Below are 14,096 nucleotides of genomic sequence, written 5' to 3'. Positions count from 1 at the left end.
AAAAAAGTAGAGCCAGTTTTAACGTTAGCGGAATGTTTGTTTATTGGGAGGGTTGGGTGTCCATTCCCTTAGAGATAGCGACAATGATTTCTAAAGAGGCGGTGAACAAAGGGTTCATCAATGCGCAACAATACTTTGAACTCGAAAAAGAGGTGTTAGGGAATTGGGTCACTGATGAAGACGGCGGAAATGCTGGAATTGTACCAGTAATTGATAGCTTTGCATTTTTAAAGAAATTGGGAGATTTTTCAAAGTCAAAAACTTGGGGAAAAAACACAAGCAAACTTACTCGTATTGGAGATGTTGAAATACTTGTAAGCCATGAGGGAGAAGAAAATGATTAACGATACCATTCATAGACAATTTGAAACTCCTTTAAAAAACTTAGAAAATCTCCGACCACAGCGAAAAAGGGGGAAACTCTGTGTTTTTAAAGTGGATAATGATTTTGATGTTGTAATTAAACGTCAAGCCTATCGTTTTATTGTAGATATTATCCCTTTGAATAGAACAAAACCGATAAATCGCTGGATACAAGATATTGAGCTAAATTTACAACAAAAGCAACTTGATGAAGAATTTGAAACCCTTGTAGATTTTTTACAAAATAACGAACTCATTCGATTTTGTTATGGCTTTTGTATTAAGCATAAAATTACAATGACACACGCTTTTATTGAAGCTAGCCAACAAGGGATAATTTAGGAGAGAAAACGAGGAAAAGAAAATGATTACAGAACAAAGTAGAAAAGTTAAACCAGATTTTGACGGTGTGATTAAAAAATTTAAACAAAATAAAGCACTGAAGCAAGAAGTAATGTCAAATCGTCATGGTATGCTCTGCGGGAACTGTCTAAAAACCACGGATATTACAACCCTTGTACGTGAAGAATACATTAAGGGACTAAGCTTTGGAACTTTTCCAATCTATTGCGAACATTGTGGAAGTGAACGAACCGTCACATTAGATTTTAGCGAATAAGTAGAAAGGAAGAACTGATGAAGAAAAAAGTAGCACCAGCGGTCGTACAGTACAAAGATTTAGTAGCGCTAGGTTATACGGTGGGAGCTTCTCGAAGTGTGATTAAACAAGCTAAGCAAATCATGGTAAACAAGGGCTTTGCTTTTTATGATAACAAGCGCTTGGGAACTGTACCGCTTGAAATTGTTGAGGAAATTTTGGGTACTAAAATTGTATGAGTAAAACAAGCTATACGGGAGTAACAAAAGACGATAAGACAGGCAAATATATGTACTATTTCAAGTCTGGAATAGACCGTGCCACAGGGAAATCCTATCAAGAGCGACGTCGAGGGTTTAGGACAGCTAAAGAAGCACATGAAGCACGAATTAAAGCCATGAAGAAGGTGCATGACATGGGCGGTATGGCTTATTCTCAAATGACCTTTGAACAATTCATAGATGAAATTTATTTACCTGATTTTTTTGCACGTGTCACAGTTAATAAAAGATATAGTCAGGAATTTGAATTTACACAAATGAAAAATTTCTTTGGAAAGAAAAAGCCTAAAGATATTACCATTTTTGATATTACACGGTATAAAAATTTCCTGTTAGAAAAATATTCTAAAAATGGTGGAAGAAAGAAAATGGGTTACTTGATTACGGTTTTTAATTCAATCAGGAATTATGGTTTAGTCCGTGATAATTTAGCTCAAAAAGTGGGCAATATTCCATTAGAAAAAATAGAAATAGATTACTGGACGACAGAAGAATTTGAGCAATTTATCAATAGTTTAGACCGCTCTGATTATTTTGAACACTTTATTTTTACAATGATTTGGTTCTATTTTTTTACGGGTATGCGTGTAAGTGAAGGCTTGGCTTTGTATTGGTCTGATATTGATTTAGAAAAGAAAAAAGTGAGTATTAGCCATAACTTAGATTTTGCGAATAAGAATAATTGGGAAAGAAAGAATAAGCTCAAAACAGAAAAATCAAAACGGGTCATTTCTCTTGATGATACAACGATAGAAGTTTTGAAAACTTGGAAAGAACGACAAAAGGAACTTTCTGAACAATTCGATTTTGTGCTTTCTTATGATTTAACACCGAATAATGCACACTTTGTCCGTGATATGCTTACAAAGTATAGTAAACGTGCAGGGGTTAGACGAATACAAGCTAAAGCTCTTAGACACTCTCATGCTTCACTCTTAATTAATGAGTACAATGTGACACCCCTTTTGATTCAAAAACGCTTAGGACATACGGATATAAGAACAACACTAGGAATTTATAGTCATCTCTATCCTAATGCGGACGAGGAGATAACAAGCCAGTTGAAAGATTTGATAAAACTTGATGAGCTACCAAAACAGCTACCAAAAGAAGAAAAAGAGGACTTAGAACCCTAGAAAATAGGTGTTTTAAGTCTTTTTTTATTGCGATTTGTAATACGGGGTAAATATTTCCCGAAACCTCGTTACCGACACCTCACAAAGTCAATCATAGCAACCCATTACAGTCTTAAAAACTTGTGGACAAAATTTCATGTTTTTGGACAAAATCAAAATATAAAAGACTAAAAACCTAATGTTGGTAATGCTTCATAGGTTTTTTTATTATTTTTAAAATTAGAAAAAATCACTTCATGATTAAAGTAGCAAAACAAGTGAGTCTTAATCGTATGACTCCAAAAGAATTAAAACTTCTTCGTAAAAAGAATAAATGGACGTTGAGAGATTTCTCAGGCAAAGTTGGTGTTTCCAAGTCGCTATTATCCGCAATGGAAAAAGGTGAACGAATCATTACTGCAAAAACATCTGACCAAATAAGAGAAGCGCTAGGTCTTGTTTTAGAAACTCGAACGGATGAAGAGTTGCGAGCACATTTAGATTATTTGAAATTGACTCTTTTTGAAACCACGGCTGAAATTGTGATGGAAAAAGTGGTAGGAATTGAAAAGAAATATTTTCATGTCGAACATCTTAAACGACACCATTATGACCGTGTTTATAGATGCGGTGCAATACAAGTTTATGAAGCGGATAAGTTAGAGCAAGGGATTTTATTGGAAATGTCAGGTCAAGGACTTCGAGAATTTGAAGAGTTTCTTGCGGAAAGTGATTTTGAATTGAATGATTGGTTAATATTGGCAACTGACTCTGAATTTTTTAGAAATGCCGGCTGGTATAGTCGCTTTAATTGTACCCGTTTAGATATTGCATTAGATGAAATGTTACGCAAAACTGGAAATTATGATTTAAGAGATATTTTATGGCGGAATGCTCAAAAAACAGAAGTTCCTTTAATTCGTTCTCCTCTTCGCTCTAATGGGAATATAGAAGATTTAAGATTTTCAGATGAAGAACCTGAGGAAGAAATTTTTCAACCTGATTATTTAAAACAAGATGAAACACTTGTTAGTCTTGCGCAAAAAGATTGGCGCAATGATATCATTCACAAAATACAGCAACAAGAAAATCACACAAAAAATCGGTCTTTGGGGCTTTCAATCAAATTTGGTTCTCGCGGTTCGGCATTTTTTGCTCGGTTTTATGAAAAAGCAAAAGAGCGGTCAAAAAAAGAGCGGATCACGTTAGAAGAGGCGTTGTTAAATGACCCTGTTGTTAATCGCTATGAGATGGAGTTAAAAGATAAATACGCAATGTATGCTTTTAACCAACTGGCACAAGGTGAATTATTACATCAAATTGGTATCTCAATCTTATTATCACGTATTGAAATTTTAGAAGAGATAGAGCTTTCCAATGGAAAAAAAGCCTATCAATATCACAAACCATTTTATGATGTTTTCGGAGATTATACAAAAGTTAGAATTAATGGAAAAACTAACAAAAGTAAGCTAGATGAAAAAATACGTTGGATAGAAAATCAGGTAATCGGAACCTTGGCAATGATTCGGGAAGTATTTGGGGCTGAATGGACTCAAAACTGGCTGAATAAATTAATGAATGAAGTCGTGTTTACTGAGCAACAAAGGGCTGATATAAGTATGGAAAAGTTACGTGTTACAAAGCACGATAACGGTTATTATGAAAAGTTCAAACAACAATTTATTCGAGAAAAATTTGATAAATATAAAAATCAAGAAATTGACAAAACGGAAAAATTGTATGAAATTCGGATAAAAAACAATCCTTTGAAAGCAGTGATTTATATTAATCATCAAGGCGAATGGGATACAAACATTCCTGAAGGAATGTCTAAATTAGAAATTCAACGTCTGGGTGATTTAAAAGGGGTTGATTTTTTTGATAGTGAATTATTCTCGGTGAGAGAAGTAAAGTAAATATTTAACGATATTCTAGTTTATGTCTAAATTTGAAATTTTAGAACCAGTTAAAATATTTTCTATTAAAGTTAAATAATTTTTATTTTCATTATGAGGTGGGGAAAATGATAGGAGTTGTCGTTGTATTAGTTTTAATATGTATGGTTCTTTCTAGTTTTTTGTTTTTTATTTTATCACAAAAAGAGAAGGAAAAGAAGAAATTATTAAACCAAAGAGAGCGCTGGTTATCAGATGTTCAGTGGGTTCAAAAGGAATTAGAGAATAATTTAGAAAAAGATATAAATGTCCTTGGGACTTTTAAATTATTTGAAGAAATTTACCCAATGTTATTTATTAGTCGAGATTCAAATTGGGAAAAATTCTATAAAAGGCGACTAGAAAGTTATAAAAAGAGGTATAGAAAATAATTGGGGGAATTAAAAAAATATGAAAACGAGTTAAGAAATTGGCTAGACGATTATATTTTGCGTGTAGAACGGGTTCGCCCTATCACTTTGCAAGAATTGTCTTGGCAAGAAGATTTTATTCAGAATCAGCTATTACTTCATAAATATTCTTTAGAGCATCCACTCGAATATTGATTGTTTTGTCAAAGTTTTCTATTAATGTGAGGGAAAACAACAAGAAAGATAAAAGGTGAAATGAAATGGCATATAACAAAAAAGAAGCGCAAGCTAAAATTCAAGCCTTAGGGGATGCAATGGCAGCTCATAAATATGATGAAGCGTGGACTGTTGCAGGAGCGTTAAGCTCTTACTTAAAAACGAACAAAGATTCTATGACAGGTTCTGATTTTGAAATCATCAATCGTGTGATAAAAGAATATTATGCAATGAACAAACAAATTGAAGCTGTTGGCAAACGTGTTTTTGCAATGGGCAAAAAAACTCAAGCGGTTCAACTTTAATAACTAAATGATATAGGGTGGGGATAGAAAACTTTGACAAAACAATTAAAACCCATAGTCGTGGCGGGTGAAAAGCCTTGGTGAAGTAATAAATAAAATAAGAGATAAGTTTTCCTGACAAGGAGAGAAAGAAGGGAGGTAAAGGTCTTATCACTAGAAAAAAGAAAGTTCAGGAGAACAAGAAAATTATTGATGTCACTGATTATATTGGAGGTCAGGAAAGTTTAGGAATGTTGCAATTACAGTTAGAGTTTTCGCAAATTGATATTGGGCGTCAAGCCAAGCTTGATCCCTATAATGAATTAAACAATGCAAGAGCTTATCAGAATATGTTAACTGTTGCAACAAAACGGAAAAAAGGAATGTGAAAATGGTTAAAAAGTTAGGTTGGAAAATGAAGAAAAATAGAATTTTAATTTTAAAAATTATCTCCTATATTTCTGCATCATTGATTTTACTCCCATTTGCCGTTTTTGCTTCGATGTTTTTAACAGCATTAACGTTTTGGATAATCTTTGATACTAAAATTCCAAAAGACCTTAACCCGCTTTGGGCTTGCGGATGTTCTGGTCTATTTCTCCTTGCTATTATCCTTTTTATTGTCAGTGTTGTAATAAAGGAAAAAATTAAGGATAGGATATGAAATGACTATATTTGCAGAACGTCTTAAACAATTACGTAAAAGTAAAGCACTAACTCAAAAAGAAGTGGCGGAACAACTTGGTATGACTCAACAGAATTATCAAAAGTGGGAAAGTGGGAAAAGTTCTCCTTCTGGGGAAACGCTAGATAAGTTAGCAGATTATTTTCAAGTTAGCACCGACTATTTATTGGGTAGAACTAAAGAAGAAGTATTTAGAGGGAAACTGCCAAAGTTACAAATGGCAGAAGAAATTGACTTCACTGAACGTTTGAAACGATTACGAAAAGGAAGAAACTTAAGACAGGTTGACATTGCAGAGAAATTAGGAATTAAGCAAGTTGCTTACGGTAGAATCGAGCTTGGCATTGTGAAGCCCAAAGTAAAACATCTTAGAGTTTTAAGTGAATTTTACAATGTTTCAATAGATGATTTACTAGGAAGTGCAATTTTAGAAAAGGATAATGAATTCCTCTCTCAAAAAGACATCTTCTTATCTCAACTGGAAGAAATAGAACAAATTTCTAATGAAATCATTCAAAAGCAACAGATTCTAGAAAATAAAATCCAAGCTTTAAAAAAGGAAATCTTATGAAAAAAACATTAATTAAAGAAGTAGACAAGTTTACTCCTGTTATTCTTGTTTTATTATTTTTTATGTTTTGTTTTGTATTAAATGGGCTAATCACTTCTAATAATTTAAAAGTTAAGCATAGGGCACAAGCTGAAAGCTTTGTAGTCAATAGAAAAATTTCTGTTAGTGTTGATTTTGAAGGTGCTTATTTTAAACCAGGGTCTACGTTAAATAAAATGTCAATCAGTTTTTCACCAATGGATTTATTATTAATGAATCGAGATAACTTGGCGCTTGCTAAATTTATTGTCTTGCAGGGTTTAGATAATCGGTTTCAAGTAATTACTTTTATCAAGTTTATTGGGGAAAACAAGCACGGAACAGAAGATGCGTTAATTTATTTTGATGGTTTAGAAGTCTATTCTGCAAGTACATGGAATAAAAAGATTAATGCTCATGGATGGAATGAAAAAACAAGAGAAAAATTGAGTGCAATATATGAAAAAACATCTCACGAATATAGCGAACTTTGTAATTTCGTACAAAAAAATGTTGTGGCTTAACCACTCGTCAAGTCTATTTATGAATTGAAAGATAAGAATTAGTGACGAAAGTCACTTTTTTTATTTTGGTTATCAAAGATAAGTTGTTTAATCTATTGAAAAGGAGATGTCCGAAACGACAAAAAACTAGTCGCTTAATCTGTCAGTACTGATGGATTTTTTTATTTTGCAAAATTAAAAAATTAAAGGAGATTTACTCATGAGTAAACGGAAAAATGTTTTAAAACTGTTGACGACTGAAAAGAAAGTCACAAATTGGAAAATGCGCAAGGTCAAAAAGGTGTTTGTGTATGGGGCAACCATGCTTGGAATGGTGGCTGGTGTAGGCGGTTTAGTCTATGTGAGCACAGCGTTAGCGGCAAGTTTACCAACGGATACAACGGTACATTGGGATAATGACAAACCACTCTATTATGAAATAGACCAAAATGGAGTAGAGCATCCCAAACCAATGTTAACAGTTGGGGAGATGGTGTTACACCTGCATGGTGTCTTGGTTTGGGGGTACCGCTTCCTAATAATACAACGCAGGCTCAACTTGATTCCACTAATGCTATTTTGAACGCACTAAGTGATGAACAGATAGCAGTGATTAACAACGTTGATTATTTGGCGCAAAAAGATGGTTCACTTTTAGCATATGCACAAGCTCAACACGCTACTTATTTGTTGCTTGATGAAGCAGGGGTTTCAGAAAATCAAACAAAAGACTTGATTGTAAAAGATAATACGCTTTTACAAGATGCGGATGCTATCAAAAACGGTGCGAATACTTTAATCAACGAAGCGAAGAAAATGCGTGAATTACCTAGCTTTAATGGTACTACGATTCAATTGATTCAAGGAGTTGAAAAAACGGTAACCGATACTAAAGGAGTGTTGCCTAATTTTCCTAACTTTAAGAGTAATGCGGATGGACTAACGCAGAGTGTTTCAGGTAATGATGTTAAACTAAAAGCTGATATTACAAGCAAGCATGGGCTAATTTCAAATGCTTTGCAATTTTGGAATGTTGCTTCACTAGATAATGTGCCTTATTTTGTGTATTCTACGGATGGCGATAGTACAGGAAAACTTAGTCAATCAGTACTTGCAACGCAAGACCCTTCAAAAGCACTTGCAAACCTTAACGTCAACATCATCGGACTTGGCGAAACCACCTTGTTAAAACATGACGCTGATACTAACAGCACAGAAACCCAAGGCGAAGCACAATTAGTAGGCTCTGTATGGGGCTTATACAAAGCTGGCACAGATACACTTGTGAACTATTCAGACGGTCAAGATGGCTATCCTGTGACCGTCACATCAGGCGACAAGACAGACGATAAGACTGTCAAGCTTAAAATGACTGACCTCACAAAAGGGGTAGGGGTTAAAAACCTTGACAATAGTCAAAAATATGAATGGGGCGAATTGGTAGCGCCTGATGGTTATGAACTATCCACTCAACGTTATCCTGTTTCATTTGATGAAAATGACACATTTGATTCAGGCACAAGTAACTATGTAGACAATGTAACCGCAACGGACAAAGTACTTGATTTTGGCTTTGGATTTATTAAGGCGCAAGATGTCAATGGTTCGTTGACAGGTTTGAATGGTCGGAACTTTGAAGTGATTCCGCAAGGCGACACTAAAGGAGAAACCGTCACAGTCACATCAGGTACAGGGACAGATAATAGTGGTTACATTAATAATGGTTTGGTTAACGTTCCGAAACTTCCAATTGGCGATTATTTACTGAAAGAGTTACCACAAGATAATGATAACTTGCAACTGATTAACCCAATTTCAATTACAAGTGATACGGTCAAAGATACGGGCGGTAATATCACAGGTTACACTGTTACATTTACTGATACGGTCACAAAACAAGTGATTACAACGCTTAATGTTCCATTGGATAAAGTAACTGATAATTCCACCATGTTTAAAGTCAATCTCGGAACACTCGTTGATAAACCAGTAACCCCAGTAGTGCCAACGATTAAGACCAAAGCGCATACAGCTGATGGCGACCAAACCATTGAAAAGGCTGAAATTTCAAAAACTACTCCTGTCTATGATAAAGTCATGATGACAAATGCGGAAAAAGGCGACCAAATGGTGGCTTCACTCCACCGTATTGTGACTGCTAAAGATGGAAAAGTCACAGAATCGAAAGTTATCCGTACTTTGAATTTCACGGTTGATGATGAAACAGTTATCTCACAAGAAAAACAAATTGAGTCAACGATTGATACAACAAAAGACGGAGATGTTCCTGGAGGCTCAACGGTAACTTATGTTTGGACAGAAGAATTGTTTGACAAGGGACAAATCCTGACACGGACAAACCCGAAGCAGTTCATGATGACCTCAAAGACCAAGACCAAACCTTGACGGTTGAAAAAGTCAAAACACCAACTCCAAAACCAGTTACACCACAACCAGTAACAAAAGTCGCAAGCGTTCTGCCAACAACAGGAAGCTCCACAGGAGATATGCTTGCTTATGGTGGTATGGTTATTCTTTTGGCAACGCTTGGTGGTACAGTTTACTACATGAGAAAGAAGAAAACAGCGAAGGAATAATAAAAAGGGGATAGATTCCCCTTTTATTATTTTGAGGTAAAGTGGAGTAGAAATGATAGAAAAAACAATACTTGGAATAGGAGCTACAAACTGGTTTAGTGTATGTTTTCTAATGTTTATTGCAATGACTTTGATGTTACGTTTACTAGTTTCTCGTTCTGAGAATACGGAGAATAGGAAAGAAAAATATATTCTTTTTGTTATCGGCGCCTTGATTTTAATGGTTAGCTTATTGGGGCTCTTTTCTCCAACGACATTGACAAAAAAAGTAACAGTGACTGAAAACAAGTATCAGGTGGTAAACACCGAAGGAAGCTTATTAAGCAATCAGGATTTTAATGTTCTACTAAAAAATACAGATGGAACACTGATTAGAAAATCAGTTAATTTTAGGACAGCGAAAATAAAAGAAGGGGAAAATTTTAGCTATTTTGAAAAAGTTGAGCAAATCACTTATAAAACTTCCAACATTCTAAGTGCTTTTTTTAAAGAAATTCCAAGAGATGAAAATAAACGAACAGTGAGCTTGACGATACCACAAGACAGCTTAAAAAAACAGTAAAGGGACTAAAATGTACGTTGTAAAAATGCGTGGAGGCTATCTTTGTGCCAACACAGAAGCGACAAGACACTTAAAATTTGCGACAAAATTTGAAACAAAACGTGACGCTGAAAAAATAGCTTGTCAATGGTTGAGAAGTGAGGTTAAATTTGAGGTCGTTTCTCTAGAGCTGGAACGAGAAAGTGAAGGGAGCTTTTATTAATGAAAGAAGAAATAAATAACATTCAAAAGATATTACATCAAAAAATATTTTGGAAAATTCAAGCCTTAAATTTATTTTTGGTGTTGAGAAAAATAGTTTCTTATCTCTTGATTGTTCTCTCTCTTATCTTTGTTGTTTCATTGACTTCACAAGCATTGGACTTCTCAAATGGTCAAAGAGAGAAGATTTTAAGTTTGATACTTCTACTGGTTACTGTTGTAAATTTTATTAAAGTAGGCAAAAAAGTTTTTCAGAGGCGAGCACCTGATTTGGAAGTGGTTAAAACTTTTCTGAATGTTGGCTTGTGGTGGTTCTTGATTTATCTTGCTTTTTCAATTCAGTTAACTGATTATGAAAGAATAAATGAGCTTTTACAACGCTGGTTCGTGGTAGGCTTTTTGTTTGAAGTGAGCCATTTCTTTATCTTTAGACACTTGGCTCAGGAGATAAAAACAGGAAAGAAATCAGATTGGGTAAGAAGGATTGATGGTCAAAAAAAGAGTAACTATCAAGATGGCTTGTTATTATTTACAGAAGTGTCAGAAACTTATCACTTGAAATATACAAGGGTTTATTTCAAATTCAATTCAAATGAGGGTCATGTTGCAAAAATCAAAAAAGGAATAAAGGGATTGTAAAATGAACAAAAATGAAAAATACCAACCGTTAATTGAACGGACAAAAGAAATTAAAAAACTTGTTGTTGAAATTCAGTCGAAGGAAGTTTTAAAAAGGATTCCATTTGAATTGAGTTTCCCCGAACAAGATTTAAGTGACCTAACCCCTGCCGATAAAGTTGCTGACAGAGTGGCTCGTAGAATTGGAATTTATCTTGATTCACTTGAATGTGATTTAGCCAATTTGAATTTAGAATTAGAACACGCAAACCATCTGGCAGTATTATCAGGAATGGAAAAAAAGGAATAGAGAGGGAGAAATGAAAACAGTAACAGTTGATGAACTGGCAAAAATGTTAAAAACTGAATCAGAATTTTTGCTGATACTCTGTCAGATTAATGACATTGATGCAGGAGAGGGGAGTTCAGAATTAACACTTGCTCAAACAGCGGTTCTAACAAAGGCTTTCAAGGCAGAACAACAAGAAGTTGAATCTGTTGAACTTCCTAAGCCAAAGCAAGGGGTCGCGGTAAAGGAAAGCCAAAAAGAAAAAAGTAAACGAAAATGGGGAAATAAAAAAGCGGTCAATCAAGGTGAGCCATTGAGAGGACAAACTTACCAAAAAAATACCCTTCCAAAAGCCTACAATCAAAAGTTAAGTAATGGCTTATTTGGTGCGGTGTGTATTGGAATAGTCGTACTTTCTTTGGGAAGTGGTCTAAGTTACTTTCAAGCTCAAAATCAAGTGCGTAGTGAAGCACAGAAAATCATTCAATCAGACCAAGCTCAAATTAAAAAAATGGCAGGGGGCAAGGGCAACAAGATTACAGCGCACAAGTTTTTTTAAATGATTTTGTGAAAACTTATTTTAATGTTCCGAGTGATGCTGCAGGACAAGAAAAAAATCAGGTGCTTCTTAGTGCCTTTTACGGTCAAGCTTTGCCTATTGCTGCGCAAGGACAACAAAAAAATACCAGTCAATTAACGGCATCAGAGTTACTTCACTTTACGGATTCATCTGCGACTTATTTGGTTTCTTATACCACGACGACTCAAAAGACGATTCCAGCATCCAAAGGGAAAAAGGCAAGTGTTCAAAAGAGTTCAAATACGACCAATACATTGTTTAAAGTTCCTTATGCAAAGGTAGGAGAGAAATATTATGTTTCTTCATTTCCAACCTTTGAAGATATCACAGCACTCAATGCAGGGAAAGCAGCACCTCTCTTATCGTTGGATGCAATGACAAATCTTTCTAAGTCAAAAGAAAATCAGTTAAATGCTTTTGTTAAGTCCTTGTTAGAAGCAAAGACGAAGAATAAGGAAAGTTTGGACTTGTTGTCTAAAGGGTTAGGGCTTTCAACCTCTGAGGAATTGGCATCTATTGATTATACCAATTATAAATCAGTCGGAAAAGATAAATACAAGGCAGTCATTCAAGCAACATTTAAAAATAGCTTAGGGACACATCCTGAAAATTATGTCTTTACGATTGAAAAAATAAACAATACCTATTTTGCTCGTGATTTTTCAAATGTGATTACGGCAAAAGATATGGAAACAACGAAAGGATAAGGAGATTATGGATTTATTTCAAGCCCTTTGGAAATTAGGGTCAGGTCCATTTTTAGCGTGGATGGGTTTTAAAGTCGTTAAAGAAATGCACAGTCATAAAACAATGGGGCTATTGCTGTCATTCTTGGTGCTGGTTTAGTCTGGTGGTTTGCCGCAAACCCTGAAAGTTTCATGAATATTGTCGGTGGGGTCGTCGGTAAAATCATTAAATGGGTTGGCAGTAAGTTTAATTTAGGCTCGTAGAAAGGAAACAATGAAAGATAAAAGACTATTTACATTCAAGCGCTCTTTTGAACAGCCAGTTTGGATTCAAAAAATCACAGAGCGCTGGTCGCTGAACAATGCGAAAAAGTTTTCAACCTATGCTTATGCGGTGGGGGTATTCATGGTACTATGGCTATTCCCTTTTCAATTTTTAACCTTGATTCCAATGAATTGGCGCTTGGCTGCAAGTGGTTTCTTGTCTTGGTCTGTGGGTTTAGCTTTTTCTGATTTTCGTCCTGATGGAAAAAGTTTTCCTGTTTTCTTGTGGGATTATGGAAAAACTTATTTTATTTATTTTCGTAAAAAAGGCTACTGGGTCAAAGGGGTGCATCATAGAGAAGGGGAGTAATGTTTAAAAAAAGAAAATATAATAATATCATCAGTTTTCATGATAACTTAATGTTAAAAGAAAATGGGGAAGTTTATGCCCTGTTTGAAGTGCCAGCAATTAATCTTTCAAGAACGGATGAAGAAGCCAAAGAAACCGCAAAAGCAATCCAAAATAATGTGTTTGTTGATTTGATCCCTTATCATAATGGCGAAATTTTAACTTTGCCTATGAACTTAGATGTTTATGCACGTTATCAAGTCTTATCTGATGATTTAGCGGATGATACAAGAGAGTTAGCGGAATATTTGTTTGATGGCACGTTAGATTTATTTGCGGAAGAAATGGGTTCGCCCTATGAATATCGCTATTTCATGGTTATTCCTTTGAAGAATGACCATATTTCAACCAATTTGATTAAGACTTTAAAAACAACGTTTCAATTATTCAAAGAACAAGCCATAGGCGCTTTGAAAGAAAAGAAACTTTTTGAGGGTTGGCATGAGGAGTATGAACTATTGAATGAAACGTTGACCTCAACCCTTTCAAGTTTGGGGGCTAAACCAACCAATCAATCACAAACACTGTTTATTAATCGTTATCAATATTTACGTGGCTTATTTTATCAACGTGAGCATGAGATTCACATGATGGAAAATTCAGTTACCAATCTTGAAGAAGGGAGAAAAAGGTATTTTGAAGATGGCACTAACCGCTTAGGGAATGACTATGGCGAAAGTGTGGTAAAGGCATTACCTATTGCTTATCTGCCTAATAATGTCAGTTATTTTCATTTGGTGGAATACTTACAAACCCTATCTTTTCCAATTGAAATTAATACTAAGTATTATTTCAATAAAAAAAGAGGGTGGAACTCGATTAAGAAAAAGGCTGAACGTGCTTTAGGGCGATTGAAGCAAACCCAAATTGAAGCGTATGAAAAAGATTCTATTCAAAATGATAATATCGGTGCCTCTGTTCAAGTCTTGGGGATGTGATTCAGAGGGA

The 14,096-nt window shown here is 34.9% G+C and carries 24 protein-coding genes and 1 pseudogene; all 25 read left to right on the top strand.

Features of this window, described 5'->3' with window-relative positions; all coding sequences use genetic code 11:
* Positions 1–32 precede the first annotated feature (32 nt).
* The 25 genes and pseudogenes from FLP15_RS01940 to FLP15_RS12930 all read left to right on the top strand — a co-directional run bounded on the left by FLP15_RS01940 (position 33) and on the right by FLP15_RS12930 (position 14,086).
* On the top strand, positions 33–344 hold the full coding sequence (locus FLP15_RS01940) for a hypothetical protein (protein ID WP_223804690.1): 312 nt from the start codon (positions 33–35) through the stop codon (positions 342–344).
* Positions 337–705 carry a hypothetical protein gene (locus tag FLP15_RS01935; protein ID WP_142765793.1) on the top strand — a complete coding sequence of 123 codons (369 nt, stop codon included), beginning with the start codon at positions 337–339 and terminating at the stop codon, positions 703–705. The genes FLP15_RS01940 and FLP15_RS01935 overlap by 8 nt, the downstream gene beginning before the upstream one ends.
* 22 nt (positions 706–727) lie before the next feature.
* On the top strand, positions 728–982 hold the full coding sequence (locus FLP15_RS01930; RefSeq protein ID WP_142765792.1) for a hypothetical protein: 255 nt from the start codon (positions 728–730) through the stop codon (positions 980–982).
* A 17-nt stretch (positions 983–999) separates the two neighbouring features.
* Positions 1,000–1,200, top strand: coding sequence for a DUF3173 family protein (locus FLP15_RS01925; RefSeq protein ID WP_142765791.1), 201 nt, complete (start codon positions 1,000–1,002; stop codon positions 1,198–1,200).
* On the top strand, positions 1,197–2,378 hold the full coding sequence (locus FLP15_RS01920; RefSeq protein WP_142765790.1) for a site-specific integrase: 1,182 nt from the start codon (positions 1,197–1,199) through the stop codon (positions 2,376–2,378). Before FLP15_RS01925 ends, FLP15_RS01920 begins: the two co-directional genes overlap by 4 nt.
* A 236-nt stretch (positions 2,379–2,614) precedes the next feature.
* On the top strand, positions 2,615–4,276 hold the full coding sequence (locus tag FLP15_RS01915) for a replication initiation factor domain-containing protein (RefSeq protein WP_142765789.1): 1,662 nt from the start codon (positions 2,615–2,617) through the stop codon (positions 4,274–4,276).
* Between the two features lie 107 nt (positions 4,277–4,383).
* Positions 4,384–4,686, top strand: coding sequence for a hypothetical protein (locus tag FLP15_RS01910; RefSeq protein ID WP_142765788.1), 303 nt, complete (start codon positions 4,384–4,386; stop codon positions 4,684–4,686).
* Complete coding sequence (locus FLP15_RS12645; protein ID WP_190288326.1) at positions 4,687–4,860, top strand: hypothetical protein; 174 nt, start codon at positions 4,687–4,689, stop codon at positions 4,858–4,860. It begins immediately after the preceding gene.
* A 65-nt stretch (positions 4,861–4,925) separates the two neighbouring features.
* On the top strand, positions 4,926–5,186 hold the full coding sequence (locus FLP15_RS01905; protein WP_142765787.1) for a hypothetical protein: 261 nt from the start codon (positions 4,926–4,928) through the stop codon (positions 5,184–5,186).
* A 230-nt stretch (positions 5,187–5,416) separates the two neighbouring features.
* A complete protein-coding gene (locus FLP15_RS12640) occupies positions 5,417–5,554 on the top strand; it encodes a hypothetical protein (protein ID WP_190288325.1) in 138 nt (45 codons plus the stop codon).
* A gap of 2 nt (positions 5,555–5,556) precedes the next feature.
* Positions 5,557–5,829 carry a hypothetical protein gene (locus tag FLP15_RS01900; RefSeq protein ID WP_142765786.1) on the top strand — a complete coding sequence of 91 codons (273 nt, stop codon included), beginning with the start codon at positions 5,557–5,559 and terminating at the stop codon, positions 5,827–5,829.
* 1 nt (position 5,830) lies between these two features.
* Entirely contained in the window at positions 5,831–6,421 is a 591-nt protein-coding gene (locus FLP15_RS13790) for a helix-turn-helix domain-containing protein (RefSeq protein ID WP_142765785.1), read from the top strand.
* Positions 6,418–6,963 carry a hypothetical protein gene (locus tag FLP15_RS01890; RefSeq protein WP_142765784.1) on the top strand — a complete coding sequence of 182 codons (546 nt, stop codon included), beginning with the start codon at positions 6,418–6,420 and terminating at the stop codon, positions 6,961–6,963. The genes FLP15_RS13790 and FLP15_RS01890 overlap by 4 nt, the downstream gene beginning before the upstream one ends.
* A gap of 199 nt (positions 6,964–7,162) precedes the next feature.
* Entirely contained in the window at positions 7,163–7,525 is a 363-nt protein-coding gene (locus FLP15_RS12950; protein WP_223804689.1) for a hypothetical protein, read from the top strand.
* The gene (locus FLP15_RS01885; protein WP_223804688.1) at positions 7,462–9,348 is read left to right on the top strand and encodes a SpaA isopeptide-forming pilin-related protein; all 1,887 of its coding nucleotides are present in this window, start codon (positions 7,462–7,464) and stop codon (positions 9,346–9,348) included. The genes FLP15_RS12950 and FLP15_RS01885 overlap by 64 nt, the downstream gene beginning before the upstream one ends.
* Positions 9,345–9,539 carry an LPXTG cell wall anchor domain-containing protein gene (locus FLP15_RS12945; protein WP_223804687.1) on the top strand — a complete coding sequence of 65 codons (195 nt, stop codon included), beginning with the start codon at positions 9,345–9,347 and terminating at the stop codon, positions 9,537–9,539. Before FLP15_RS01885 ends, FLP15_RS12945 begins: the two co-directional genes overlap by 4 nt.
* A gap of 52 nt (positions 9,540–9,591) precedes the next feature.
* On the top strand, positions 9,592–10,101 hold the full coding sequence (locus FLP15_RS01880) for a hypothetical protein (protein WP_142765783.1): 510 nt from the start codon (positions 9,592–9,594) through the stop codon (positions 10,099–10,101).
* A 10-nt stretch (positions 10,102–10,111) separates the two neighbouring features.
* Complete coding sequence (locus tag FLP15_RS01875; RefSeq protein WP_142765782.1) at positions 10,112–10,303, top strand: hypothetical protein; 192 nt, start codon at positions 10,112–10,114, stop codon at positions 10,301–10,303.
* Positions 10,303–10,941, top strand: coding sequence for a hypothetical protein (locus tag FLP15_RS01870; protein ID WP_142765781.1), 639 nt, complete (start codon positions 10,303–10,305; stop codon positions 10,939–10,941). Before FLP15_RS01875 ends, FLP15_RS01870 begins: the two co-directional genes overlap by 1 nt.
* A 1-nt stretch (position 10,942) precedes the next feature.
* A complete protein-coding gene (locus FLP15_RS01865) occupies positions 10,943–11,230 on the top strand; it encodes a hypothetical protein (protein WP_120772678.1) in 288 nt (95 codons plus the stop codon).
* A 10-nt stretch (positions 11,231–11,240) separates the two neighbouring features.
* Complete coding sequence (locus FLP15_RS12940) at positions 11,241–11,768, top strand: hypothetical protein (RefSeq protein WP_223804686.1); 528 nt, start codon at positions 11,241–11,243, stop codon at positions 11,766–11,768.
* An 8-nt stretch (positions 11,769–11,776) separates the two neighbouring features.
* Positions 11,777–12,496 carry a hypothetical protein gene (locus tag FLP15_RS12935; protein ID WP_223804685.1) on the top strand — a complete coding sequence of 240 codons (720 nt, stop codon included), beginning with the start codon at positions 11,777–11,779 and terminating at the stop codon, positions 12,494–12,496.
* A 7-nt stretch (positions 12,497–12,503) separates the two neighbouring features.
* A pseudogene (locus tag FLP15_RS13785) lies at positions 12,504–12,739 on the top strand (TcpD family membrane protein).
* 10 nt (positions 12,740–12,749) lie between these two features.
* The gene (locus FLP15_RS01850) at positions 12,750–13,109 is read left to right on the top strand and encodes a TcpE family conjugal transfer membrane protein (protein ID WP_120772676.1); all 360 of its coding nucleotides are present in this window, start codon (positions 12,750–12,752) and stop codon (positions 13,107–13,109) included.
* Positions 13,109–14,086 carry a hypothetical protein gene (locus FLP15_RS12930; RefSeq protein WP_223804684.1) on the top strand — a complete coding sequence of 326 codons (978 nt, stop codon included), beginning with the start codon at positions 13,109–13,111 and terminating at the stop codon, positions 14,084–14,086. The genes FLP15_RS01850 and FLP15_RS12930 overlap by 1 nt, the downstream gene beginning before the upstream one ends.
* Positions 14,087–14,096 lie beyond the last annotated feature (10 nt).

The sequence above is a fragment of the Lactococcus protaetiae genome (genome assembly GCF_006965445.1).
Lineage (GTDB): Bacteria > Bacillota > Bacilli > Lactobacillales > Streptococcaceae > Lactococcus > Lactococcus protaetiae.
The sequence above is the reverse complement of the archived record's forward strand: the minus strand, read 5'-3'. Positions and strand labels throughout refer to the sequence as shown.